This window comes from Cytobacillus sp. Hz8, assembly GCF_042263505.1.
GTDB lineage: Bacteria > Bacillota > Bacilli > Bacillales > Cytobacillaceae > Bacillus_BE.
In genome coordinates, this window is the sequence record NZ_JBHKFI010000014.1 from 92,432 (window position 1) to 117,434 (window position 25,003).

At 36.6% G+C, this 25,003-nt stretch carries 28 protein-coding genes; 21 read left to right on the forward strand and 7 right to left on the reverse strand.

What is annotated here, in order from left to right; genetic code table 11:
* Positions 1 to 113: 113 nt before the first annotated feature.
* Positions 114 to 1,937: a ribosomal protection-like ABC-F family protein gene (gene abc-f, locus ACE38V_RS16340; RefSeq protein WP_375842840.1), complete on the forward strand. Its 1,824-nt coding sequence runs from the start codon at positions 114 to 116 to the stop codon at positions 1,935 to 1,937.
* Positions 1,938 to 1,996: 59 nt separating this feature from the next.
* Here abc-f and ACE38V_RS16345 read toward each other — a convergent pair whose 3' ends face one another.
* The gene (locus ACE38V_RS16345; RefSeq protein WP_375842842.1) at positions 1,997 to 3,352 is read right to left on the reverse strand and encodes an MATE family efflux transporter; all 1,356 of its coding nucleotides are present in this window, start codon (positions 3,350 to 3,352) and stop codon (positions 1,997 to 1,999) included.
* Between the two features lie 256 nt (positions 3,353 to 3,608).
* On the opposite strand from ACE38V_RS16345, the gene ACE38V_RS16350 reads away from it, so the two are divergent.
* The 6 genes from ACE38V_RS16350 (at position 3,609) to ACE38V_RS16375 (ending at position 8,973) form a co-directional block, all read left to right on the forward strand.
* A complete protein-coding gene (locus ACE38V_RS16350) occupies positions 3,609 to 3,986 on the forward strand; it encodes a GntR family transcriptional regulator (protein WP_375842844.1) in 378 nt (125 codons plus the stop codon).
* Positions 3,986 to 4,852: an ABC transporter ATP-binding protein gene (locus ACE38V_RS16355; RefSeq protein WP_375842846.1), complete on the forward strand. Its 867-nt coding sequence runs from the start codon at positions 3,986 to 3,988 to the stop codon at positions 4,850 to 4,852. The genes ACE38V_RS16350 and ACE38V_RS16355 overlap by 1 nt, the downstream gene beginning before the upstream one ends.
* On the forward strand, positions 4,845 to 5,492 hold the full coding sequence (locus ACE38V_RS16360) for an ABC-2 transporter permease (protein ID WP_375842848.1): 648 nt from the start codon (positions 4,845 to 4,847) through the stop codon (positions 5,490 to 5,492). The genes ACE38V_RS16355 and ACE38V_RS16360 overlap by 8 nt, the downstream gene beginning before the upstream one ends.
* A gap of 312 nt (positions 5,493 to 5,804) precedes the next feature.
* Positions 5,805 to 6,470 (forward strand): HlyD family secretion protein, encoded by a 666-nt coding sequence (locus ACE38V_RS16365; protein ID WP_375842850.1) that lies wholly within the window; start codon positions 5,805 to 5,807, stop codon positions 6,468 to 6,470.
* Between the two features lie 13 nt (positions 6,471 to 6,483).
* The gene (locus ACE38V_RS16370; protein ID WP_375842852.1) at positions 6,484 to 8,184 is read left to right on the forward strand and encodes a DHA2 family efflux MFS transporter permease subunit; all 1,701 of its coding nucleotides are present in this window, start codon (positions 6,484 to 6,486) and stop codon (positions 8,182 to 8,184) included.
* Between the two features lie 330 nt (positions 8,185 to 8,514).
* The gene (locus ACE38V_RS16375; RefSeq protein WP_375842854.1) at positions 8,515 to 8,973 is read left to right on the forward strand and encodes a CBS domain-containing protein; all 459 of its coding nucleotides are present in this window, start codon (positions 8,515 to 8,517) and stop codon (positions 8,971 to 8,973) included.
* Positions 8,974 to 9,261: 288 nt separating this feature from the next.
* On the opposite strand, the gene ACE38V_RS16380 is transcribed toward ACE38V_RS16375, so the two are convergent.
* Together ACE38V_RS16380 and ACE38V_RS16385 are read right to left on the reverse strand one after the other, a co-directional pair.
* Positions 9,262 to 9,447, reverse strand: coding sequence for a YfhD family protein (locus ACE38V_RS16380; protein ID WP_375842856.1), 186 nt, complete (start codon positions 9,445 to 9,447; stop codon positions 9,262 to 9,264).
* Between the two features lie 154 nt (positions 9,448 to 9,601).
* Positions 9,602 to 9,724, reverse strand: a complete 123-nt coding sequence (locus ACE38V_RS16385) for a YfhE family protein (RefSeq protein ID WP_375842857.1) — start codon at positions 9,722 to 9,724, stop codon at positions 9,602 to 9,604.
* A 136-nt stretch (positions 9,725 to 9,860) separates the two neighbouring features.
* On the opposite strand from ACE38V_RS16385, the gene recX reads away from it, so the two are divergent.
* Entirely contained in the window at positions 9,861 to 10,685 is an 825-nt protein-coding gene (gene recX, locus ACE38V_RS16390) for a recombination regulator RecX (RefSeq protein ID WP_375842891.1), read from the forward strand.
* Positions 10,686 to 10,722: 37 nt separating this feature from the next.
* On the forward strand, positions 10,723 to 11,052 hold the full coding sequence (locus tag ACE38V_RS16395) for a YfhH family protein (RefSeq protein WP_375842859.1): 330 nt from the start codon (positions 10,723 to 10,725) through the stop codon (positions 11,050 to 11,052).
* A gap of 38 nt (positions 11,053 to 11,090) precedes the next feature.
* Here ACE38V_RS16395 and ACE38V_RS16400 read toward each other — a convergent pair whose 3' ends face one another.
* Complete coding sequence (locus ACE38V_RS16400) at positions 11,091 to 11,246, reverse strand: small, acid-soluble spore protein K (RefSeq protein ID WP_375842861.1); 156 nt, start codon at positions 11,244 to 11,246, stop codon at positions 11,091 to 11,093.
* A 142-nt stretch (positions 11,247 to 11,388) separates the two neighbouring features.
* Here ACE38V_RS16400 and ACE38V_RS16405 point away from each other — a divergent pair, with 142 nt between their 5' ends.
* Positions 11,389 to 11,661: a YfhJ family protein gene (locus ACE38V_RS16405; protein ID WP_375842863.1), complete on the forward strand. Its 273-nt coding sequence runs from the start codon at positions 11,389 to 11,391 to the stop codon at positions 11,659 to 11,661.
* A gap of 28 nt (positions 11,662 to 11,689) precedes the next feature.
* Here ACE38V_RS16405 and ACE38V_RS16410 read toward each other — a convergent pair whose 3' ends face one another.
* Complete coding sequence (locus ACE38V_RS16410) at positions 11,690 to 12,670, reverse strand: metal-dependent hydrolase (RefSeq protein ID WP_375842865.1); 981 nt, start codon at positions 12,668 to 12,670, stop codon at positions 11,690 to 11,692.
* Between the two features lie 283 nt (positions 12,671 to 12,953).
* Between ACE38V_RS16410 and mutY the strand changes: the two genes are divergently transcribed.
* Positions 12,954 to 14,057: an A/G-specific adenine glycosylase gene (mutY, locus tag ACE38V_RS16415; protein WP_375842867.1), complete on the forward strand. Its 1,104-nt coding sequence runs from the start codon at positions 12,954 to 12,956 to the stop codon at positions 14,055 to 14,057.
* A gap of 25 nt (positions 14,058 to 14,082) precedes the next feature.
* Here the strand turns inward: mutY and ACE38V_RS16420 are convergent, their stop codons facing one another.
* A complete protein-coding gene (locus tag ACE38V_RS16420) occupies positions 14,083 to 14,265 on the reverse strand; it encodes a hypothetical protein (protein ID WP_375842869.1) in 183 nt (60 codons plus the stop codon).
* 126 nt (positions 14,266 to 14,391) lie between these two features.
* On the opposite strand from ACE38V_RS16420, the gene fabL reads away from it, so the two are divergent.
* The 10 genes from fabL (at position 14,392) to ACE38V_RS16470 (ending at position 24,858) form a co-directional block, all read left to right on the forward strand.
* Complete coding sequence (fabL, locus tag ACE38V_RS16425; RefSeq protein ID WP_375842871.1) at positions 14,392 to 15,141, forward strand: enoyl-[acyl-carrier-protein] reductase FabL; 750 nt, start codon at positions 14,392 to 14,394, stop codon at positions 15,139 to 15,141.
* A 159-nt stretch (positions 15,142 to 15,300) separates the two neighbouring features.
* A complete protein-coding gene (locus ACE38V_RS16430) occupies positions 15,301 to 15,498 on the forward strand; it encodes a gamma-type small acid-soluble spore protein (RefSeq protein ID WP_375842873.1) in 198 nt (65 codons plus the stop codon).
* Between the two features lie 213 nt (positions 15,499 to 15,711).
* Positions 15,712 to 15,963 (forward strand): YgaB family protein, encoded by a 252-nt coding sequence (locus ACE38V_RS16435; RefSeq protein ID WP_375842893.1) that lies wholly within the window; start codon positions 15,712 to 15,714, stop codon positions 15,961 to 15,963.
* Between the two features lie 232 nt (positions 15,964 to 16,195).
* Positions 16,196 to 16,726: a nucleoside tri-diphosphate phosphatase gene (gene ntdP, locus ACE38V_RS16440; protein WP_375842875.1), complete on the forward strand. Its 531-nt coding sequence runs from the start codon at positions 16,196 to 16,198 to the stop codon at positions 16,724 to 16,726.
* Positions 16,727 to 16,972: 246 nt separating this feature from the next.
* Complete coding sequence (locus tag ACE38V_RS16445) at positions 16,973 to 18,730, forward strand: ABC transporter ATP-binding protein (RefSeq protein ID WP_375842877.1); 1,758 nt, start codon at positions 16,973 to 16,975, stop codon at positions 18,728 to 18,730.
* Positions 18,731 to 19,102: 372 nt separating this feature from the next.
* Positions 19,103 to 20,098 carry an ABC transporter ATP-binding protein gene (locus tag ACE38V_RS16450; protein ID WP_375842879.1) on the forward strand — a complete coding sequence of 332 codons (996 nt, stop codon included), beginning with the start codon at positions 19,103 to 19,105 and terminating at the stop codon, positions 20,096 to 20,098.
* Positions 20,091 to 21,074 (forward strand): ABC transporter ATP-binding protein, encoded by a 984-nt coding sequence (locus tag ACE38V_RS16455; protein ID WP_375842881.1) that lies wholly within the window; start codon positions 20,091 to 20,093, stop codon positions 21,072 to 21,074. Before ACE38V_RS16450 ends, ACE38V_RS16455 begins: the two co-directional genes overlap by 8 nt.
* Before the next feature lie 79 nt (positions 21,075 to 21,153).
* Entirely contained in the window at positions 21,154 to 22,746 is a 1,593-nt protein-coding gene (locus ACE38V_RS16460) for an ABC transporter substrate-binding protein (RefSeq protein WP_375842883.1), read from the forward strand.
* A 190-nt stretch (positions 22,747 to 22,936) separates the two neighbouring features.
* Positions 22,937 to 23,941 carry an ABC transporter permease gene (locus ACE38V_RS16465; RefSeq protein ID WP_375842885.1) on the forward strand — a complete coding sequence of 335 codons (1,005 nt, stop codon included), beginning with the start codon at positions 22,937 to 22,939 and terminating at the stop codon, positions 23,939 to 23,941.
* 89 nt (positions 23,942 to 24,030) lie between these two features.
* Complete coding sequence (locus ACE38V_RS16470; RefSeq protein ID WP_375842895.1) at positions 24,031 to 24,858, forward strand: ABC transporter permease; 828 nt, start codon at positions 24,031 to 24,033, stop codon at positions 24,856 to 24,858.
* Between the two features lie 54 nt (positions 24,859 to 24,912).
* Here the strand turns inward: ACE38V_RS16470 and ACE38V_RS16475 are convergent.
* Positions 24,913 to 25,003: IS3 family transposase (locus ACE38V_RS16475; protein WP_375841177.1), on the reverse strand; the 91-nt coding region annotated here is incomplete at its 5' end.

Here is a 25,003-nt window from a genome sequence, read left to right on the forward strand (position 1 = left end):
ATTTATGCCTAATTTGTGGCATAGATGAATTTTTTCTTTCTTTTTTACGGTTCAATTATGGGCACAGGTTTGATTCCTGTGCCCTTTTTGTATGCAAAAATGGAGTGATATAGATGTTTTTATTAAAAGTGGAACACTTAAAAATGGAATATAACGGCGTCATTTTATTTGAGGAAGCTTCATTGGAAATAAAGCCAAAAGAAAGAGTTGCCATCATTGGAGAAAACGGTGTAGGAAAAACATCCTTTTTAAAAGCCATCTTTGGAAAAGCACCTTATATAGAAGGAAATATTATGTTTGGAATTAATCCTGATGAAGTTGGATGGATGGAACAGGAAAGTACTAATCGGGATGATTGGAATACCCGTGAATGGGTGGAGGCTCATAATCAAGAGAAATATCAATTAAAAAAACAATTAAGTGATCTAACAAAAAAGATTTATGAGAGCGATGAATTTATTTCCCCATATAACGAGGTTTTACAAAAATATTTGGATCTTGGTGGCTATGAATGGGAAACTGAGGTGGAACGGACATTGTCCAAGCTTGGCATCCCCAATCATTTATGGGATAAGCCATTTTCAAGCTTAAGTGGAGGACAGAAAACGCGGGTCAAGCTTGCCCAAGTGATGATTGATTCACCCAAGCTGTTAGTGCTTGATGAACCAACCAATCATTTAGATTTTGAAACGGTCGAATGGCTTCAGGAATGGTTAAATCGTTTTAAAGGAAGTGTATTATTCATCTCTCATGAGCGTGAATTTATCGATAAAGTCGCTAATATAACGTATGAATTAACGGAAAAAGGCACGAAGAAGTATGCTGGAGGTTATAGCTTTTATAAAGCGCAAAAGGAACTTGAAATGAAGACGGAGCAGGCGTTATATGAAAAGCAGGAACAAGAAAAAAGAAAATTGCTTGAAACAATTCAAACCTATAAGAATTGGCATCAGCAGGCGAGTGCAACTGCAAGTGTAAGAAATCCGTATGCACAAAAGCAAGCAGCCAAGCAAGCGACAAAATATAAGGTGAAGGAAAAGGCACTGGAGCGTTTGGAAAAAGGGAGAATTGAGAAACCTAAAGAGCAGGCTGTGATTCAAGCGGGCTTTGAGACTAATGACTTTGAAGGAAGAAGAATGCTGGGGCTGCGGGAAGTGGATTTTACCTATGAAAAAAATACTAACCTTGTGATTCGAAATGTGAAGTTTGAAATCAATCGAGGTGATCGAGTTGCGGTTGTTGGCAAAAATGGGAGTGGAAAAACCACTTTATTAAAGCTAATGACCGGAAAATTGGCTCCATTACATGGTACAGTGATCCATAATCCACAATTACGAATGGGCTACTTTTTTCAAGAATTGGAAAACTTAAATAATGAAAATTCTATTTTAGATGAGCTTTTAACCCTTCCCAATATGAAGCAATCGGATGCAAGAACGATATTAGCCTGTTTTTTATTCCGAAAAGAGGAGGTTTTTAAGAAAATCGGGCAGTTGAGCATGGGGGAAAGATGCCGAGTTGCCTTTGTGAAACTCTATTTTTCGGATGCTAATTTATTAGTTCTGGATGAGCCAACCAATTATCTCGATATAATGACAAGAGAGCGGATAGAAGATGCCCTTGCATCTTATCCTGGATCGGTTGTTATGGTTTCCCACGATCCTTTCTTATTAAGAAAAATTGCCAATAAGGTGATTCATATTGAAAATGGGGAAGCAACTGTATTTTTAGGCGGATATAGGGAATGGGAACAGCATTCAGAGGTATCCCCTTATGTTCAGTCCTTAAAAAACGAACAACAGTTATTAGAATTAGCGCTCATGGAACTTATGAGTGAGGAGACAAATGAGCTGGAAAAGGATGAGCAAAGGCTTAAAAAAATGCGGGAAATACAAGAACGGCTTGAAAAGGTGAAAAGAGAGATAGAAAAGAATTAAAGTTTAAGAAATGGGCTCCAGATTTCACCAAGGAAGGTGGGATAGCTGGAGCCCATTTTTTAAGAAACCATCTTTACCCTTACTTTTCTTTCCCAAGGCTTTTTCAGCCAACGTCTGAGGGCAAATAATCCTCTTAGCCATTCGTCAAGTCCTTGAGCAATCCAAATCCCTAGTAAGCCAAGCTCGAAATGAATGCCGAAAAAATAGCTAAGGATGACACTAACGCCCCACATCGAGATAATGCCGATCATTACAGGAAAGCGAACATCACCAGCCGATTTTAAGGAGCTCATTAAGACAAGATTCATCGCTCTGCCTGGCTCGATAAATACAATCGCCCATAATACCGGCAGTCCAATCGAAATAATGTCCTTACTGTCAGTGAAAAAGCCTAAAACCGGTTCTCCAATGAAAGCAATGATTAATGAAGTAACAAAAGAGGCAAGTATCGCAATTTTTAATGTCCGAAGTCCACGTTGGAATGCCCGGCTAAATAGCCGGCCTCCAATATAGCGAGCGACAAGGAGCTGAGTCCCCATCGCAATGGAAAGCGAAAATAAATAGCACACCATCGAAATATTAAGAATATAGACTCTTGCTGCAAGAGAAGCAGCGCCAATTGAGGCAACAAATCCAGTAATAATCAACTGCGAGAACTGATAGGATAAATTTTCGCCAGCAGATGGAATGCCAATCGAAAGCAATCCACGAATATTTTCTCGTCTAATCGTAAAAAAATCTATGAATCTAATTTTTAAATGAAGTTTGCGATGAACTAAAAAGAAGAGGCTGACAACAGCAAAAATTCTTGCTCCGACGATTGCCCACGAAACTCCAGTTACCCCAGTGACAGGCAGACCAAATAATCCGAATATGGCAATCATATTTCCACTAACACTTATGATATCCATAAGAACCGTGACAATCATCGATTCCTTTGTATACCCATGGCTTCGAAGCACTGAGCTTAATGCAAGTGAAAGAGATTCAAGGAGGAGTGACAGACCACAAATTCGCATAAAGATTAAACCGTATTCTAAAATCTTCCCGTGAATATCAAACAAGCTTAAAAGCGGTTTACCAAAAGTAAAAGCAACAAGAGCAATGATAAGACCAAACCAAAAATTAAGGCCAACTGCAGACTGAGCTAGTTGTTTGGCTTTTTGAAAATGCCCCGCTCCTAAATTTTGACCGATCAAAATCGTTGCTCCAACTGCCGTGACATTAAACACAAGTATAAAAATATTTAATAACTGATTCCCAACCCCCACTCCTGCTGCCGCATCATCAGAATAATGGCTGAGGATGAAGGTGGCGATGATCCCCAAGCCCATATGAAGGGCCAATTCGATAAAAAGAGGCCAAGTAATATTAAAAAGAGTTTGCTCCTGATAGTTATTAGGTTGTTCTGTCAATTTATAAGTCTCCTCTTACTAGTCCTACCAATCATTTCTTAACATGAACTCATTTTAATCCTATTTATGAAAAAGGAAAATAGAAAAGTTCGGTGATAATTTGAATTTTTCACTTTGTTGCAAAATGGACATAAAAAGCCAGGTTGACTTGTCTGTTCATACTGTATATACTGTATATGAACAGTATGAACCGTGATGAAAAATAGTCTCCTGTTATCATGTTCATCTAACAAATATTTTAGGGGATGGTTTGTTTGTGAATATCATTATTTCGAATGTGGCACAAGAACCTATTTACGAGCAAATTGTGAGTCAAATTAAACAATTAATAATGAGGGGAGAACTTACTCCAGACCAAGCCTTACCTTCCATTCGAAATTTAGCTAAGGAGCTTCAAATAAGCGTCATAACGACTAAGAGGGCCTATGATGAGCTTGAAAGGGGAGGGTTTATTGTGACGGTTCCTGGGAAAGGGTCATTTATTGCCGCACAAAATAAAGAACTCTTTCGTGAAGCAAGGATTAAAGAAGTGGAGGAAAAAATGGGCGAGGCAGTTTCAACAGCTAAATTGGTTGGAATCACCCTCGATGAGTTAAAGGACATACTTATTCTTTTATATGAGGAGGGAGAATAATGGACAAAATTCTTGAAATCACCAATTTAAGTAAACACTATAAGGATTTTTCTTTGAAAAATTTAAATCTTTCCTTAGATCGAGGATTTATTATGGGGTTTATTGGTCCAAATGGGGCAGGGAAAAGTACTACGATTAAATTAATTATGAACTTAATTGCCAAGGATAGTGGAGAAATTAAAGTTTTTGGTATGGATCATCTCAAGCATGAAATGGAAATCAAGGAGAGAATAGGAATCGTTTATGATTCCAGTCATTTTTATGAGGATCTCACTATTCAGCAAATGAAAAATACCGTTCGCTTATTTTATAAAAATTGGGATGATACCGTTTTTTATGCATATGTTCAAAAATTCAATCTCCCGACTTCAAAAAAAATTAAGGATTTGTCAAAAGGGATGAAAATGAAATTCTCTTTAGCTGTTGCTCTATCCTATCATCCTGAATTATTAATCATGGATGAACCGACATCAGGCTTAGATCCACTGGTGAGGAATGAACTATTGGATATTTTGATGGAATTTATTCAGGATGAGCGAAAGGGAATTCTCTTTTCCACTCATATTACTTCTGATTTAGATAAAGTTGCGGATTTTATTACACTCATTCATAATGGCGAATTGATTTTTAGTAAGCAAAAGGATGATATTTTTGAGCAATATAGAGTATTTAAAGGCAGGAAAGATCTTCTTACCGCTGAAACCAGACCATTTTTCATAGGTATTAAGGAGAATGAATTTGGTTTTGAAGGGCTCATACAGGATATAAATCAATGTAAGCAGATGTTTGGTTCTAATATTATTTTAGAAAAACCGAATCTTGAGGATATTATGCTATTTTATACAAGAGGTGGTCAAAGTGTTTAAACTAATTTGGAAGGATATCGTCATTCAAAAACGAATGGTATTAATCGCACTTGCTTTCTTTATATTCTTCGTATTCAGTTTTCATTCTTTAGGTCCAGGAGGATTAACGGCGGGTGTTTTAGCGTTATCTTACATTATTACCTTTGGCGCAAGCGCAATTGAAGATAAATATGGGGTTGAAATCTTACTTAATAGCTTCCCTATAAAAAGATCGATGATTGTGTTATCCAGATATGTGGCGATGTTTTTTTATACGGTCATAAATTTACTTGCAAGCTTTCTAGTTTACTATATTGTAAAAACATTAGAATTGCATGTTGAGGTGGTTCCATTTACAGTGGAAGGAGTGATGGGATCGATAATAGCTGTTGCTTTATTATCTTCCATAAATTTTCCGATTATTTTTAAGTATGGCTATGTCAAATCAAGATTTGTTAGTATTGCATTTTATTTTCTCTTTTTCTTTGGAGGAGGAAATTTAGTCAGCTATTTGAAGGACCATCAATGGCTGGAAAAATGGATTGTTGCTGGTATGAGTTCGAATGAAATCTATTTATTATTAATGGTGCCAACCATGGTGCTCATGATTATTTCCATCTTTATTTCGTTAATTATATATAAAAAACGGGAGTTTAGTTAAGCGTCAATTATGTTTTGTCTATTTGATGCTTTGAATTGGAGCGGTATCCTAAATACTCTTGCTATATTGGTTCATTAATTATGATAAATATTTCCAATAGAAACACCTTAGTTATCTCCTAACTAAGGTGTTTTTGATTGACATTATCTAAAAAACTAGTTAAAATTACCTTCATTAAATTAATAGTTAATATAGTGAACTATTAATCTTATTTAAGATTGGGAATGACTATTTTGGGATTAGGGAGGAAGTAAAGTAGTTATTTGTGATGTGAAGGCTATAAACTTTGGAGTTTTGAATGGAGGATGAATCATGAATATGAGAAGAATGGTCGTATTAAATATCATTACCTTGATTATTTTAGTTGGAGCTGGATTTGGAGGCTTTTATTTCATAAATCAGGCATCTAATTATGTAAAAACGGATAATGCGAAAATCGATGGACAGCAAATTGCCATCTCTGCACCTGCAACAGGAAAATTAGTGGATTGGAAGGGATTCTCCAATCATTCATTTGCGAAAAACGGTTCTCTTGGAAAGGTTCAAGTAGCTGCTCCAACACCACAGGATCCAACGAATACAACTAAAGTGGATATTAAAGCACCTACAAATTTAACAGTTGTTGCCAATAAAGCGATTGCGAATAATTTAGTGGCAGCCGGAACTCCACTTGCCTATGCTTATGATTTTAAACATTTATGGGTAACCGCCAATATTAAGGAAACTGCCATACAGGATATTAAGGAAGGGCAAGAGGTTGACATCTATGTGGATGCGTATGAAAATGCCACGCTAAAAGGAACAGTAGATGAGATTGGCTTAACCTCTGCAAGTGTATTCTCATTACTGCCAACAGGAAATTCTGACGCCAATTATACAAAAGTCACTCAAGTAGTACCTGTAAAAATTTCGATTGACGATGCTGAAGGATATGATATTTTACCAGGAATGAATGTATCCGTAAGAATTCATAAATAAAGAAGGTGGTTTCATGTCCACAACCTATCTAGTCAGTTATATCATATTCGCCATAATTGTATTGTCAACGATTAATTATTTTTATATAAAAAAGCCAAAATTTAAAAGAGCGATTGAAAATGAGGAACCATCTGAAGAACAACAGATGAGTGTTGGAAAAATCATGTTTGTTCTCCTATTTGGGATGTTTGTGGCAATTTTAAATCAGACGGTTTTGAATGTTGCGTTACCGGTCATGATGACGGATTTAAATGTAAGTGCAACAACAGGACAATGGCTATTGACAGGATTTATGCTCGTAAATGGGATGTTAATTCCGATTAGTGCATTTTTGGTTGAAACATTTGGTTTTCGTAAACTTTTTATTGCTGCAATGGTTTCTTTTACGCTTGGGTCATTGATTTGTGCAGTCTCTGGGACCTTTGTCCTTATCATGGTTGGCCGTGTTGTTCAAGCAATTGGTGCTGGGATATTAATGCCACTCGGAATGAATATCTTTATGACTGTTTTTCCGCCAGAAAAGCGTGGTGCGGCAATGGGAACCATGGGGATTGCGATGATTTTGGCACCAGCTCTTGGGCCAACCCTTTCCGGATGGATTGTGCAAAATTTTGATTGGCACATCATGTTTTATGGAATGGTTGTTTTTGGCGTTATTGATATTTTATTTGCCATTAGATGGTTCAAAATATACAACCAATTGTCAAAGCCTACCCCTGATATACTTGGGATTATTTATTCAAGTCTAGGATTCGGAAGCCTGCTCTATGGTTTTAGTGAAGCAGGAACGGATGGCTGGGGCAGTGCAAAAGTTATAGTTTCATTAATTATTGGGGTTATATTTTTAGTTATCTTTACATGGAGACAATTAAAAATAGAAAAACCGTTATTAGATTTGCATGTTTTTAAATTTAATATTTATACTTTCACTCTGATTATTAACTCGATTGTTACGATGGCCATGTATGGCGGGATGCTTCTGTTACCGATTTATCTGCAGAATATCCGCGGATTTACACCTATTGAATCAGGGCTGTTGTTATTGCCAGGCTCACTTGTGATGGGCTTTATGGGTCCAATTGCAGGGAAAATCTTCGACAAGCATGGTATAAGGGTTCTGGCCATTGTAGGCTTATCCATTACGACGATTGCCACATATGAATTTACAAAGCTTACCGGTCAAACACCATATAAAACCATATTGACGTTTTATATCATTCGTTCCTTTGGAATGTCTTTGATTATGATGCCAATTATGACAGCTGGGATGAACCAATTGCCAATGAAATTAATCTCACATGGAACGGCTCTCTCAAACACGATTCGCCAAGTCGCTGGTTCAATAGGTACAGCTTTACTCGTAACGATCATGACGCAACAAACCACTAATCATTTGGATGATTATGGTCATGCCTTAACGAAAACAGATTTGATTCTTTCCAATAGTTTTAACCAAATTGGTCAAGGGGTTTCCGCGGCTCTAGGTATACCATCAGGTGCCTCTGATACAGTTTCTACAAGTTTAATTTATGCGCAAGCAGCAAAAACATCAACGATACATGGGATTAATGATGCCTTTTTAATCGCAACTATTCTAGCATTTGTTGCAACGGTTTTATCATTTTTCTTACAAAAACCAAAGCAAAATTCTCTAAATGAAGAATTACCTACTAATGAAAGTGCAAATAATCAGCGCACAGAAATAGAAGGATAAAGAAAACTCGCTGATTGGCGAGCCTTCAGGCGAAGATTAGGCGTAGTTGCGCTTATACGTAATTCCTAAAATTGGCTTCTACGTCGAATTTTCATCATTGATGCCAATTTATGCTTTATTTAAGTATAAAAAAGAAAGGGCTTATCGAAAATGATTCTTGATGAATAATCATATTTCATCAATCGTTTTGGATAGGTCCTTTTCATATAGGAATTATGACACAATTGGAGTATTCTATAATTATAATCAGCTAAACTTCATGAGAGTATAAACAAATGGAAAATAGAAGGGTAAAATGAAATTATAATCGAGTTCAAAGGAGTGAGGGGAATGAAGGCCAGAGATATCATGGTCAGAAATGTCATCAAAGTGAAAGAAAATCAGTTAATCGAAGATGTACTTGATCGCTTTGTAGAGTATCGCATTAGTGGTATACCAGTAGTCAATGAGCAAAATGAGTTAGTTGGTTATGTAAGTGACGGAGATATTATGAAGTGGTTAGGAAAACATGATCCAGTTATTATTGATTATTTTTATTTTACAACGGTGATTGAAGATGAAGAAAGCTTAGAGGATAAATTTAAAAGACTAATCCGCAAAAATGTCATGGAAGTGGCAAGAAAAAATGTCATTACCGTTGATGAAAATATGGAAATTGAAAAAGTTGCAGAAATTTTAGGAAGAAAAAAAATTAAAAAAGTACCTGTTGTGAAGAATAAAATTTTAACAGGAATGATAAGCAGAGGGGATATTGTTCGTTCTTTAAAGCATCGATTCAATATGGAATAGTGTGCTTTTCTTTTATTTTTCTGAATAAATCGAATAAATTGTGAATAAGTAGTGGTAATTATCCACAAGCTCAAACGTTATTATATAAAGTTTCCACAGGTTTATTAACATTATCCACAGATTTACGACGAATTACTTACGTGAAATTAGATTTTTTTAATAGTTGGATTAATAGGGTTTATTGATATTATCCACATTATCAACAGTTCTGTGGATAATGTTATTCACAGATTCACATAAAAGCAGCAGAAAAAATTTACTGCTGCTTTATGTGAAGAATACCTTTACTTATCGTTTATTCCTTTTTCCTCTTTCGTCCGCTGCTTTAGAACGTGCCATAGCTTCTAGATCCTCATGATCTGCCAAATCCCGATCAAATTCCACATCTAAACCGTCAGATTTTAAATTTTTTGGAACTTGTGGAAGAGATGCCTTGTTGCGATCTCGCGTTTTTTGTCCTTGAGCACGACCCAAGAGAAAAACCCCTTTCACTTGAAAAAGTACGGAATGCCAAAAGGTCCGCAATTTTATAGTGCACATTAACACATTGATATATGTTGGAAATGTTTTTCACTTCGTTTCTTGGGTATTAAAGAACAAATTGTTTGACTGGAAAGGACTGATAAACTTATTTAATTTCTCTAGTCTTAAATCCCCCAGCTTGATCGGCTCTTCTGAATTCCCTGCTGTATGTAACCTCTTGCATACTAGATAAATTTCTTCTTCTTTTTTCCTTCTTCTTCTTTTCCATTTAAAACATCCTTTCGTGATTTAAATCGAAACTAGTCATGCACATTTTTCCCTAAATGGTACAATTCATACAGAAAAACATGAATGGTCTTTAAAATCAGCAAGTTGAAAGAAAATATGCTAAATTATTAATGGAGGTGAATCGTTTGGCTATTATTACAAAGATCACCGTACAGAAAAATAAAAGTGACCGCTATAATATTTTTATGGATTATGGGAAAGGCGAAGAATATGCCTTTAGTCTGGATGAGGATGTTTTAATTAAATCTCATCTGAAAAAGGGATTAGAACTGGACCCGTTTTCCATAACAGAGATTACCTATCAGGATGATATCCGCAAGGCTTACAATCTTGCTGTTCAATACTTAGCAAGGCGAATCCGATCTGAGCATGAAGTTCGAATGTATTTGCATAAAGCAGAAACTGATGAACCAATCATTCAAGAAGTTATTCATAAGTTATATGAATTTCAATTCTTAGATGATGAAGAATACGCGAAAGCCTATGTTCGCACTTTGATGAATACGACAGATAAAGGCTCTGTGTCAGCAAGACGAGAATTGAAGGAGAAGGGCATATCTGAAGCTAATATCGATGTTGCAATGAGAGAGTACTCTTCTGATTTCGAATTTGATAAGGCTAAAGGAATTAGTGCGAAATTTTATCAAAAAAATAAGAAGGATTCTTTAAGGATTGTGAAGCAAAAGCTTGAACAGCTCCTTATAAGAAAGGGGTATGGGTTAGATTTAATAGCGCAAGTGCTTGAAGAGATCAAAAAAGATGATGAGGAAGACAGTGACTTCCAAGCTATTCAGGTTCAAGGGGAGAAGGCAGTTAGAAAATTTTCAAAGCTTAGTGGCTATGAATTTGAACAAAAAATGAAGCAGACTTTATATAGGAAAGGTTTTTCCTTAGAATTAGTTGAACGGTACTTAAATGAGTTAATAAGTTCAGAGGAATAAATCATCCTTAATAATCTAGATATGAAGGTGAGAATGGATGGAACAAGAGAAAAGATTTAGTGAAATGACACCATATGAACTTCAACAAGAAATTGCAAAGCTAAATGAAAAGGCCCGTAAGGCAGAGCAAATGGGGATGGTTAATGAATTTTCTGTATTGGAAAGAAAGGCAGTAATGGCTAAGTCCTATTTGCTCAATCCAGCTGATTTTAAGTCAGGTGAAATATATGAAGTTGAAGGGGATCCTTTAGCATATTTCAAAATTGATTATATAAATGGCGTATTTGCATGGGGGTTCCGGTTGCAAGGCAAGGATAAGGAAGAGGCACTGCCAATTTCTATGTTAAAAAAATTAAAGGAATTCTAAAGTAGTTATCCTTTAGAATTCCTTTCCGACTTTTTGCACTATTTGTTTCTATGGGAAGAGGCATACATTCGTTCTTGAGGATGTGTGTTTATTGTTCCATCAGCTCGTCTCGAGGTAAATTCCGTTTTAGCTCGAGGCTCGCCCTCAAGCTTATTATCATGACCATATGGAAATCCTTTTACTTTATTTCGCAAGAAAAACACCACCCTATTGAAGGATAAAAGAAAAGAATCTTTGGGAAAAACCTTAATTGGTCTTTCACAATATTTAGTATCAGACTTTTTCGCTGATACTATGTTCATCAGCTTGCTTAAATCGACTGGAAAAGAGGGAAGAATGTTGAATGAATATCAAAAAAGACTGATTGAATTGCTGCTTGAAAAAAACCACAATATTTCTTATAGCCAAGCTCAAAACTGGGTGGAATTATTATGGGATGATTTTGAAACAACTTATGCAAAGGCAGGAGAGAAATACAGAGGCAGCGAAATGACTGAAAAGGTTGTTCGACAGTGGATCAATCATTATGGGGAAAAGCTTCATGAATTTTCTTCGAATAATCCGAAGTATAAGCATTTACTTGATCAAGATTTATCCAAGCTTCATTAGAAAAAGCGATGCAAATGGCGCATCGCTTTTAATTTGGCAGTTCGTTCAGTTTCCTTTGTAGCTTTGCTTCGCTAAATATCCAGCCAGTATATGAGTTTTTGACATTTAATTCATGGTCTAAATGCACAACTGCAACAAAAGGATAGTGTCCGTTGCTTCGATATCTTAAATCGATAAATCGGACCTCATAATACGTATCATACTCATCGACTTCCCAGCGATAGACTGGAGAGAAGGACAAGAAGGCCGAAAGATTTTTATCCTTTTTCGCTGCTTCTATTACTGGAGTCTCCGGTATGGGCTTTCGATTAAATTGGTCAAGGATTTCTACTTGATTATTGGTTGCACGCCCCACAAAGAATTGGTTTTTATTCATGATCGCCAGCTTCCATTGATGGAATTTCAGAGTCGGTGCAATGATAATATCTGTTGCGTCCGGAATGATTTCCTTAACAGCACTTAAAACCTTTCGCTGAGTAATAAAGCGAATGATATAATAAGCAACTAATACGGCATAGACCGTAAGGAAAATGTATCCTGGGTTTGCCCCTAAGCCCCATATAACTAAGCCAATCACATGTAACCCAAAAATAATCGGGTCAAATGTATTGATAATTCCTAAGGCAATCCATTTAGAAGTAAAAGGGCGTAAAGCTTGGGTGCCATATGCGTTAAAGATATCAACAAACACATGTAGGAAAACAGCAACAAAGGTCCATATCCATAAATGAAATAAATTTGCTTCAGGAAAAAATGGATACAAAACGGCAAGAATCCCTAATGGCCAAAGTAAAACAGCAGGGATAGAATGAGTTACCCCCCGATGATTTCTTATATATACAGCATTATTACGCAATTTTAGGATAGTATCGATATCAGGTACCTGTGACCCGATAATGGTGCCAATTAATACACTCGTTGCTGTCACAGAGCTGCTGGCTACGACCGGATCAAGCGTAGCAAGTCCACCTAATGCTAGCCCCATTACAACATGAGTTCCAGTATCCAAAGGAAGGACCTCCTTCATCAGGAAAAAAATTATATCTGATTCGTCTTCATTTTATCAATTAAATCCTTGTATTAACAGTAAAAAGTGGTTTAATGGATAAGAGTTCCGATAATTGAAACATATTGTTCATATTAATGAGATAAATCAGTAAAGGGTTTTATTTATGAAAGTTTATCTCATAGTATTCCCTATTTAAGAAGGATTAATGAAAAATAATATGGATATATTTCTCATTAAAATTTAGTGTACTAAACATATAGAATACGCAGTTGGAGGAAATATTTTGGAAAAAGTAATGCTTCGCAATCTTGAACAACTAGATATTGAGCAATTTCAACGTAATCTAATTACTTGGTTTGAAGTCGAACAAAGAGATTTGCCATGGAGAAAGGATAAGAATCCATACAAAGTTTGGGTATCAGAGACAATGCTCCAACAAACTCGAGTTGATACGGTAATCCCTTACTTTAATCGTTTTATTGATCAGTATCCGACAATACGGGATTTATCGGAGGCAGATGAAGAAAAAGTCTTAAAGCTTTGGGAAGGATTAGGCTATTACTCAAGAGTGAGAAATTTACATGCTGCTGTGAAAGAGGTTAATGAGAAATATGGTGGAAAGGTTCCGAATAGCCTTGATGAGATTTCTTCCTTGAAAGGAGTTGGTCCCTATACGGCTGGAGCGATTCTGTCCATCGCCTACGGGTTGCCTGAACCTGCTGTTGATGGAAATGTGATGCGTGTCATCTCACGCATTTTATCAATTTGGGATGATATTGCAAAACCTGCGACAAGAAAAATCTTTGAAAAAGCGATTCGTGAAATGATTTCTCAAGAAAATCCTTCATTCTTTAATCAAGCATTAATGGAATTAGGCGCAATCGTTTGTACGCCTACCTCTCCTTCATGTCTCTTATGTCCTGTTAGAGAGCATTGTATGGCATTTCATGAGGGAACGACACAAGATTTGCCAGTAAAAACAAAAAACAAGAAGCAAAAAAATGTCCATCTTGCTGCAGTCGTTTTAGTCAATCAGGAAGGGCAATATCTCATTCACAAGAGAGCTGAGAATGGATTATTAGCAAATTTATGGGAATTTCCCAATACAGAAATTAACCTTAAGCAAGTAGGTGAAAAAAATCAGCTTTGTAGGTATATAAAAAATGAATACGGTGCGGATATCGAATTAACCGAAATGGTTGGCCAAATTGAACATGTTTTTTCTCATTTAAAATGGTTCATACATGTTTATAAAGGAATAATCCAAAATCAAGTCTTAGAAAAGCCGGATTTGAGACTTGTAAATCGAACAGAAATGGAACAATTTGCTTTTCCAGTTTCTCATCAAAAAATGATAAAAATGATTGAACAAGGGACTTCTTCTTGAGGAAAAGTCCCTTTTTATTGGAGAGTTATGGGGTAAGTCCTCCCCGATTCATAATTTCCTCTATAATTTCCCGATGGATTGTTTGACCTTCTACATTTAAATAGGGAGTCATTTGTTGCAAGGAATGATGATAGTAGGCTAATTCCTCCTTTGACCATTCTGATTTTGAAATCATTGAAAGCTCTGTCATATCTCGGCCATTATACATATGGAACTTCCTTTCGTGATTTATGGCTTATTTTATTCGTTAATATAAGGATAGTTTTTTCCTTCAATTGCGAACTATTCCTAGAAAAGCTAAAATGAAGAGGATAATCAGGAAAGGAAAGGGTTTATGACACAAAAAGTAGCATTAATTACAGGTTCAAGTCGTGGAATTGGGAAGGCAACAGCACTTCGCTTAGCAAAGGAAGGCTATGATATCGTTCTTAATTATGCAAGAAGCAAATCACAAGCAATGGAAACAGCGGCCGAAATCGAGGCACTTGGACAAAAGGTGTTAGTCGTGAAAGCCAATGTCGGGGATGTTGCAAAGATTAAATCCATGTTTGAGGAGATTAAAGAAACTTTTGGAAGACTTGATGTTTTCGTTAGCAATGCGGCATCAGGAGTGCTGCGACCTATCATGGAGCTTGAAGAATCTCATTGGAACTGGACAATGAATATTAATAGTAAAGCTTTGTTATTCTGTGCTCAAGAAGCAGCCAAATTAATGGAGCTTAATGGAGGAGGGAAAATTGTGAGTATCAGCTCTTTAGGGGCTATTCGGTACTTGGAAAATTACACGACAGTTGGAGTTTCCAAAGCAGCGGTTGAAGCACTCACAAGGTATTTGGCCATTGAGCTTGCACCAAAGAATATTGTGGTAAACGCAGTATCAGGTGGGGCCATTGATACAGCGGCCTTAACGCATTTTCCTAATCGAGAGGAACTTTTAGCGGAGGCCAAGGAAAAAACACCGGCAGGAAGAATGGTCGAGATTGATGATATGGTCAATACAATCATGTTTCTCTTAAGCGATCAAGCGAGTATGATCCGCGGGCAAACGATTATTGTAGATGGCGGTATTTCACTTCTGGTTTAAAATTTTTACATAAAATAAAGTGGATTTTTCTCATCTCAATAGGAGAAGCCTTTCAAAAAGATTGACATAGTAGTGGTCACTCAAAAAATTAATTTGGAAAAAAAATACAGGATAGTTTTCACCCCTCTCGGTAACATTAATATCGTGGAGGTGATAACAATGGCAAAACAACCAAACCAATCTCAATCTGGAACTAACATCCAACAAGTGAGACAACAAAATTCACAATCTGCATCTGCAGGTAGCCAAGGTCAATTTGGTACTGAATTTGCTAGCGAAACAAGCGCTCAAGAAGTAAAACAACAAAACCAACAAGCAGAAGCTCGCAAAAGCCAAAATTCTGGCTTCAAAGGTTAATAAATGATAAGAAAGACACTCATATTCGGTTGAGTGTCTTTCTTTTTGCCCTAAGGTGTCTGATTAGGAGGAAAGTATTCGTTTCCAAACTGGGGAAAACACCTGTTTTTTTGTGCTTCGACAAAATCTCTATTTAGTCTACATATGTTGTCAAAGGAAAAAATAGTGCAATCTCGAATAAGTTAATGAGTAAAAAAAGGGACGGTGATTGTGCTGAATAACTTTAATCAATTAGTAAGCGAACAAATGAAAACGATGGAAAAACTATTACTTTTACAGTCAGAGCTTGAGCGATGTCAAGAGATAGAGAAGGAATTAATGCTTATCCAACAAGAAACAGAATTAGAAACGATTCAAATGGAAATAACGAAAATGAAAGAAGAGTTATTAGCTATTCACAAAACCTTTGAGAATCAAACAGAAGAAGTGATCCGATCCTATCAGCAGTGGAATATTCCAGTATAAACTGGGGCTTTGAAATTTTCTAGCAGTTTTTAAAAGGAAAATTTAAATTTCTTTTTTAACAGTCATTGATTTTTCAATGGCTCTTTGTTTTAAATTTTTCCTTTTACCGTTATAATAGTAGAAAATAGGAAATGTTCTTTGTTGCCTTGGTTAGACTTATTTTTAGTTAAGGAGAAAAAATCTCTGTACCCCGCTAGGTTACAAAGCTTTCGAACAGAAAGTAGGGAGAGATATGGGCGTACCCATCGTAGGTGAACCAATTCAAATTCATAGCTATAAACATAATGGGCACATCCATCGCGTCTGGGAAGAAACAACTGTATTAAAAGGGACTCAAAGTCTAGTGATAGGTGGAAACGATCGAACCATTGTAACAGAGTCTGATGGGCGAACTTGGATTACGAGGGAACCGGCTATTTGTTATTTTCATACTCAATGCTGGTTCAATGTAATTGGAATGATCAGAGAAGATGGTATATATTACTATTGTAACTTAAGTTCCCCATTTATCTGTGATGAGGAAGCATTAAAGTATATAGATTATGATTTGGATATCAAGGTATTTCCTGATATGACATTTAATTTATTAGATGAGGATGAATATGAACGACACAGACAGGAAATGAATTATCCAGATGTAATCGATAAGATTTTAAAAACAAATGTTGATAACCTTATTGGTTGGATTCGTCAACGAAAAGGTCCCTTTGCACCAGATTTTATTGACATATGGTATGAGCGTTATTTAACGTATAGACGCTAGAAATTGGAGATCTGAATTGCCTAGATTAAAAAAGGTGACTCAAAGTCTTATTCATGACATGAGTCTCTTTTTTTTTTTTGGAGCTGTTTTCGTATAGTTGTCGTGAAATCTTACTATTACAATGTTTTGTGTAATAATCAACAAACTTTGAGAAAACAACCTATTTTGAAAAGGTAACTTAGTACAAAAATCATGATAGATTCTCTATACTAGTATTGGACACTAAATTAGAGGGAGAGTGCAGCATTGGGTAGCATAAGAAGATATCTTCACTTTGTAAAGCCATATCGTCTGCAAATTATCGGAACGATCATTATTGGAATAATTAAGTTTGCGATTCCACTTATTATCCCACTGCTAATCAAATATGTGGTCGATGATATTATTGGAAATCATTCATTAACAAACCATGCGAAAATAAATCATCTTATCTGGGTGATGTCTATCATCATGGTCATATTTGTCATTATTCGACCACCAGTAGAATATTATCGACAATATTTTGCCCAATGGACCTCCAGTAAAGTATTATATGATATTCGCGACCAGCTTTTTACTCATATCCAAAAGCTTAGCTTTAAATATTACTCTAATACAAAGACGGGGGAAATTATTTCAAGGGTCATTAATGATGTAGAGCAGACTAAAACCTTTGTCGTGACAGGACTGATGAATCTATGGCTTGATGTATCGACGATTATCATCGCCGTTGTCATTATGTTTTCCATGGATGTGAAATTAACCATTGTTTCCTTAATCCTACTACCGTTGTATGCTTTTTCCGTAAAATTCTTTTTTGGAAATTTACGATCTTTAACAAGAAAAAGATCCCAGGCACTTGCTGAAGTGCAAAGCTATTTACACGAGAGAGTTTCCGGAATGTCTGTTATTAAAAGCTTTGCGATTGAGGATTATGAGCAAACACAATTTGATACCCACAATCAAAACTTTTTAAAAAGAGCATTGGATCATACGAAATGGAATGCTAAATCCTTTGCCGTTGTCAATACAATTACAGATATTGCCCCACTCATTGTTATCAGTTATTCCGCTTATCAAGTCATATATGGGGATATGAAAATTGGAGCAATGGTTGCGTTTATTTCCTATATCGATCGAATTTATGATCCATTAAGAAGACTCGTTAATTCATCCACCACATTAACACAATCCTTTGCTTCCATGGATAGGGTATTTGAATTAATTGATGAGAAATATGATATTCAAGATGGTCCAGATTCCATAGAATGTAAAAATGTAAAGGGGGATCTTGTGTTTGATCATGTTTCTTTTTCTTATAATGATGAGAAGAAAGAAGAAGTTCTAAAGGATATTTCCTTGCATGTTCAAAAAGGAGAAACCATTGCTTTAGTTGGAATGAGTGGAGGAGGAAAGTCTTCTTTAGTAAGTCTTATTCCAAGATTTTATGATGTTTCAAATGGTGAAATTCGACTTGATGGGGTTGATATTCGTCATTTTAAGGTTCGCACTTTAAGAGATAAAATAGGGATGGTTTTACAAGATACAATTTTATTTAGTGACTCAGTGAAATCAAATATATTATTGGGGAATCCTTACGCTTCAGATGAAGAAGTGATAAAAGCGGCAAAAGCTGCTAGTGCCCATGAATTTATCATGAATCTTCCTCATGGATATGATACTAGAGTTGGAGAACGGGGAGTCAAGCTATCCGGAGGGCAAAAACAAAGAATTGCGATTGCAAGGGTATTTTTGAAAAATCCACCTATTCTCATTCTTGATGAGGCTACGTCAGCACTCGATTTAGAAAGCGAAGCACTAATTCAAGATTCCATTGAAAGACTTGCTAAGGATCGGACAACTTTTATTGTTGCCCATCGACTTTCAACGATTACACATGCAGACCGGATCGTCTTAATTGTGCATGGCCAAATCATAGAAGTTGGAACACATGATGAATTAATGGCTAAGCAGGGAAACTACTATAAATTGTTCCAAGTGCAGCAAATAGATCATAAGAATTAGGAAAAATATCCTGTTGTTTAATACGGAAGATCCAATAAGCAAATAAAAAACGCCTACTTATTCGATATGTTGAATAAGTAGGTGTTTTTTTTACGAAAAATAATATTTTAAGAAAATACTATATTAGAAATATAACATCCTGATATTTATGATTATTTTGAATGTTGTTAATATTTATTTAAATTGATTCATAAATATTCCGTTAGTCCTTTAAATCATTGATGTATAAGGGATTAAATATAGAAAATATTTTATATAATTAAATTATTTAGAAAAATCAGTAGACGGATACAATCTTTTTTACTAAAATAATTAATATACATTTTTGAAAGTATTTAATTTTCTTATAACTACGAAGAGAGGAGGGTCAATATGACTCAGGCACCAATTTTGGACGTAAAGCAGCTGAGAACCTCTTTCTTTTCCTCAGATGGAGAAGTCCCTGCTGTCGATGAAATCAGTTTTTCTGTTAGCAAAGGGGAAATCCTAGGAATTGTTGGCGAGTCAGGGTGTGGAAAAAGCGTAACATCCTTATCCATTATGAAGCTCATTCCGCAGCCTCCAGGGAAAATTGTTGGCGGTGAAATTCTCTTAAACGGAGAAAATATCGTCAAGGCCCCTGAAAAAAGAATGAGACAAATTCGTGGAAACGAAGTAGCCATGATATTCCAAGAACCGATGACTTCACTTAATCCCTTATTTACGATAGGAGATCAGTTAATTGAGGCGATTAACATACATAAAAAGGTCAGCAAAAAGGAAGCTTTCAATCGAGGAGTTGAAATGCTTAAGCTTGTAGGCTTGCCAAGAGCAGAACAAATTATGAAGGAGTATCCGCATCAGCTTTCAGGTGGTATGCGGCAACGGGTCATGATTGCAATGGCCTTATCGTGTTCGCCTAAGGTTCTGATTGCAGACGAGCCAACCACGGCATTAGATGTTACCATTCAAGCACAAATCCTTTCTTTAATGAAAGAACTGAATGAAAAGCTAGGAACAGCCATCATTATGATTACTCATGATTTGGGGGTTGTTGCCGAGCTATGTCAGCGTGTCATCGTTATGTATGCCGGAAAAGTGGTTGAAGAAGCAAACGTCCATGATATTTTCAAAAACCCTAAGCACCCATATACATTAGGTCTGCTTAAGTCTATTCCGGATATTAGTGAAAAGAAAGAGCGGCTCTACTCCATTCCGGGCAATGTACCTAAGCCTGGTTCCGTTAAAAAAGGCTGCCGGTTTGCTGAGAGATGTGAATTTGTGCAAGAACGCTGTAAAAAGGATACTCCTCCACTTTACAAGGTAGATGGCCATGATCAATATGTTCGCTGCTTTTTACATGAGTCAGGGGGAATAATAAATGACTGAAGTGCTATTAGAAGTGAATCATCTTAAGAAGTATTTCCCGATTACAGGAGGGCTTTTCGGCAAGCATGTTGGGGATGTGAAAGCAGTTGATAATGTTAGCTTTCATGTTAATAAAGGGGAAACCTTAGGACTCGTTGGAGAATCAGGCTGCGGAAAATCAACAACTGGCAGAATGCTGATGCGCCTAATAGAACCAACTGAAGGGGAAATTCTTTTCGAGGGAAAAGATATTACGAGATTAAATGAGCGAGAGATGCGAAAAATGCGGAAAGAAATGCAGATGGTGTTTCAAGACCCCTTTGCCTCACTTAATCCTCGCCATACAGTTGAAAAAATTCTCGAGGAACCGCTCATCGTACACGGTGTTTCTGATAAAGAAGAAAGAAGACGATTAGTTAAAGAGATGATGGAGGTAGTTGGCTTAAGCAGCTATCATATTAAACGTTATCCTCATCAATTCAGCGGTGGGCAAAGGCAGAGAATTGGGATTGCAAGAGCCTTGATGACAAAGCCAAAGCTAATTATCGCAGATGAACCTGTCTCTGCTCTGGATGTATCTATTCAATCACAAGTATTGAATCTTCTTGAGGATTTGCAAAAGGACTTTCAATTAACCTATATATTCATTGCGCATGACCTTGGGGTTGTAAAGCATATTAGCGACCGAGTTGGAGTTATGTATTTAGGTAGATTAGTTGAAATCACAGAAGCAGAAAAGCTTTACGATAAACCGCTTCATCCATATACAAAGGCTCTATTATCAGCTGTACCCATTCCAGACCCAGACTTGAAGCATGAAAGAGAAATCCTAACCGGGGATCTGCCAAGTCCGGCTAATCCGCCATTAGGGTGTGCATTCCATACAAGATGTAAGGAATGTATGGAAATATGCAAAATTCAAAGACCTGAATTACAGGAAATTGAACCTGGTCATTATGCTGCATGTCATTTGTATCGTAAGGATGAATCCCTTTAATACATATGTACATGATTGGCGTTGACGATAAATGTTAAAAACCGGAAGAAATACTTCCTAGATTAGAAGGGGGAAAATAATGAAAAAGAGTAAAGGTATTTGGTTCCTAGCATTCGTCTTAGTTTTGTCTATGGCGTTGGTTGGTTGCAACAAATCTACTAGCAGCGATAGCAAGGAAAAAGATGGCTCTGGAGAAAAAACAGCAGGCGGCACGCTTATCTTTGGAAGAGGCGGAGACTCTGTTGCACTTGATCCGATTAATGCAACAGATGGTGAATCCTTTAAAATTACAGACAATGTATTTGATACTTTGGTTAGCTTTGGTAAAGATAATACCGAAATTGAACCGGGTCTTGCTGAAAAATATGAGTCTACCAAAGATGGTTTAAAATATACCTTTCATTTAAGAAAGGGTATTAAATTCCACGATGGTACAGACTTTAATGCAGATGCTGTCGTTTTCAACTTTGACCGCTGGAAAAAAGGCCCCGCAGAAGAATTTCCTTACTATGTTTCCCAATTTGGTGACAACATTAAGGAAGTAAAAGCGGTTGATGATTATACGGTTGAAATCACTTTAAACCGCGTTGTCGCACCATTCTACAAAAACTTAGCGATGTCTGCATTTGGTATCTCAAGTCCAGCTGCCATTGAAAAATATGGGGATAAATATAAAGAGCACCCAGTTGGAACAGGTCCATTTAAATTTGTTGAATGGAAACGCAATGACACGATTACTCTAGAGAAAAACAAAGATTATTGGCAAAAAGGTCTTCCTAAGCTAGATAAAGTTGTCTTCCGTACAATTCCAGATAACTCAGCACGCTTAAATGCTCTTTCAGCTGGTGAAGTTGATTTAATTGATGGCGTCAATTTTAGTGATGTTGAATCCATTAAAGCTAATAAAGATTTGCAAATTTTTTATCGACCATCTTTAAATGTTGGTTACTTAGGATTAACAGCTACTCGTGGTCCTTTAAAGGATAAAAAGGTACGTCAAGCATTAAATTATGCTGTTGATAAAAAAGCATTAATCGATGCATTCTATGCCGGTGCTGCTGATCCAGCTAAAAACCCAATACCTCCAACAATTGATGGCTATAATGATGATATTAAAGATTATCCATATGATCCTGAAAAGGCAAAAGCTCTACTTAAGGAAGCGGGCTATGACAATAGTCAAACCCTTGAGCTATGGGCAATGCCGGTTCCAAGGGATTATATGCCTAATGGACAAAAAGTGGCAGAAGCTCTACAAAAGAACTTTGCAGATGTTGGTGTGAAAACGAAAATCGTTTCTTATGAATGGGCAACATACTTAGATAAAGCTAGTAAAGGTGAGGCAGATATGTTCTTGCTTGGCTGGACTGGTGATAATGGAGATGCTGATAACTTCCTTTATGCATTATTAGATGAAGACAGCATTGGAAGCAATAACTATTCATATTTCAAAAACGATGAAATGCATAAATTACTTATTGAAGCTCAATCAACAAACGACCAAGCAAAACGCGATAAATTATATAAGAAAGCACAAGAAATTATTAAAGAAGAAGCTCCTTGGATTCCACTTGTTCACTCAACACCTGTTATTGCAGGTAAGAAGTCCGTTTCTGGCTACGTTCCACATCCAACTGGTACTGAGCCATTAACAGAAGTTGAATTGAAATAATGTTGTTATGAAAAGGGAGTTCACTTGAAGGACTCCCTTTTCTTCTCTTGAAAATAAGACAATCTGTTTACAGAAGATCAATTGGAAAGATTAATAGTATAAATCCTCCAGAATATTAAGAGTCGATTTTAACATGAATTAATTGCTTGCAAATACAATTATTGGCTCACTCAAGAAAAGAGGTGGTATCATGTTTTCATATACTCTAAAACGAATTTTTTCCTTAGTTCCTGTTCTTTTGGGATTATCATTGGTTGTTTTTTTTATGATTCGTGCTATTCCGGGTGATCCGGCACAGGTTATTTTAGGAAAATTAGCTACACCACAGGCAATAGCTGATTTAAATAAGCAGCTGGGATTGGATCAGCCATGGTATATCCAGTATTTTGATTACCTAGGAAATTTATTGACAGGTGATTTAGGAGAATCTTTGCGTACAAAGTCAGCCATCAATGCGGAGATTTGGCCATATCTTGCTGGAACTATGGAGCTTTCCTTTTGTGCGATGCTCGTTGCCATCGTAATTGGCGTGAATGCAGGGATTATCAGCGCATGGTTCCAAAATTCATGGTTTGATTATATCGCGATGGTTCTTGCATTGATTGGTGTATCGATGCCAATCTTTTGGTTAGGTTTAATGGAACAATGGGTTTTTGCGATTAATCTCGAATGGCTCCCAACCTCAGGAAGGGAAGATGTAAGAAATCCGATTACTGCCATTACGAATTTCTACATAATTGATACTTTGATTCAAGGTGACTTCAATCAACTTTGGACGGTTATTAAACATCTCGTATTACCAAGTCTCGCATTGGCAACCATTCCAATGGCGATTATTGCCCGTATAACCCGTTCAACCATGCTTGAGGTGATGAAGTCTGATTATATTAGAACAGCAAGAGCAAAGGGGTTAAGAATGTTTTGGGTCGTTTATAAACATTCCTTAAAAAATGCGATAATCCCTGTCTTGACTGTCATTGGTTTACAAACAGGGCTGCTATTAGGTGGAGCTATTTTAACTGAAACGATTTTTAGCTGGCCTGGAATCGGGCGGTATATTTATGATGCAATTGGATTTAGGGATTATCCAGTCATTCAATCTGGAATTCTGATCATTGCTTTTATTTTTGTTATCATTAATCTAATTGTCGATTTATTATATGCCTTTGTCGACCCTAGAATTAAATATCATTAAAGAGGGGAGTGGAAAGAATGGAGATACAAGTTGATCAAGCAGCGCAGCCACCAATTGGTCCAAATGAAGATAAAGTAGCCTCTCCTTGGATGGAGGGATGGAGAAGCTTTAAGAAAAATAAGCTTGCACTAATTGGTACAGGCATTGTCCTTTTCTTTATTTTACTCGCAATCTTTGCTCCAATTATTGCTCCTTCAGGAATTAATGATCAAATGCTTTCTGATAAGTTGAAGGCTCCATCCAGTGAGCATTGGTTTGGAACCGATGACTTTGGACGAGATATTTTTTCAAGGGTCGTTTTTGGTGCAAGGATATCATTATGGGTAGGTTTTCTTTCAGTTGTTGGTTCGATTGTTATCGGGTGTATGCTTGGAATCATAGCAGGGTATTACGGGAAATGGATTGATATGATCATTTCACGGATATTTGATATAATGCTTGCTTTTCCAAGTATTCTTCTTGCTATTGCAATTGTTGCCGTTCTCGGTCCATCATTAAAGAATGCTCTTATTGCCATTGCAACTATTAATATACCAAACTTTGGACGCTTAATTCGTTCACGTGTATTAAGTGTTAAGGAAGAGGAATATATAATGGCAGCTAAAGCTGTTGGAATGAGTAATACAAGAATACTGTTGTCTCATGTTCTCCCAAATAGCATGGCTCCTATTATTGTACAGGGAACACTAGCGATTGCGACTGCTATCATTGAAGCAGCTGCACTTGGTTTTTTAGGATTAGGGGCAGAGGCTCCAAACCCAGAATGGGGGAAGATGTTGTCTGATGCAAAGACCTTTTTAATCCAGGCCCCATGGACGATGATTTTTCCAGGTTTAGCTATTATGCTGACTGTGTTGGGATTTAATCTTATGGGGGATGGCCTGAGAGATGCATTGGACCCAAGAATGAAGAATTAAAATAAAAAGCAGCTGAAATGAAGTGACCCCTAAAAGTTAGACACGGTTATTTCATTAGGCTGCTTGCTCAAAATGAGTTCGGTATTGCACCGGGCTCATTTTTAATTTTGCCTTCATCCGTTTCGTATTATAATATTCCATATAT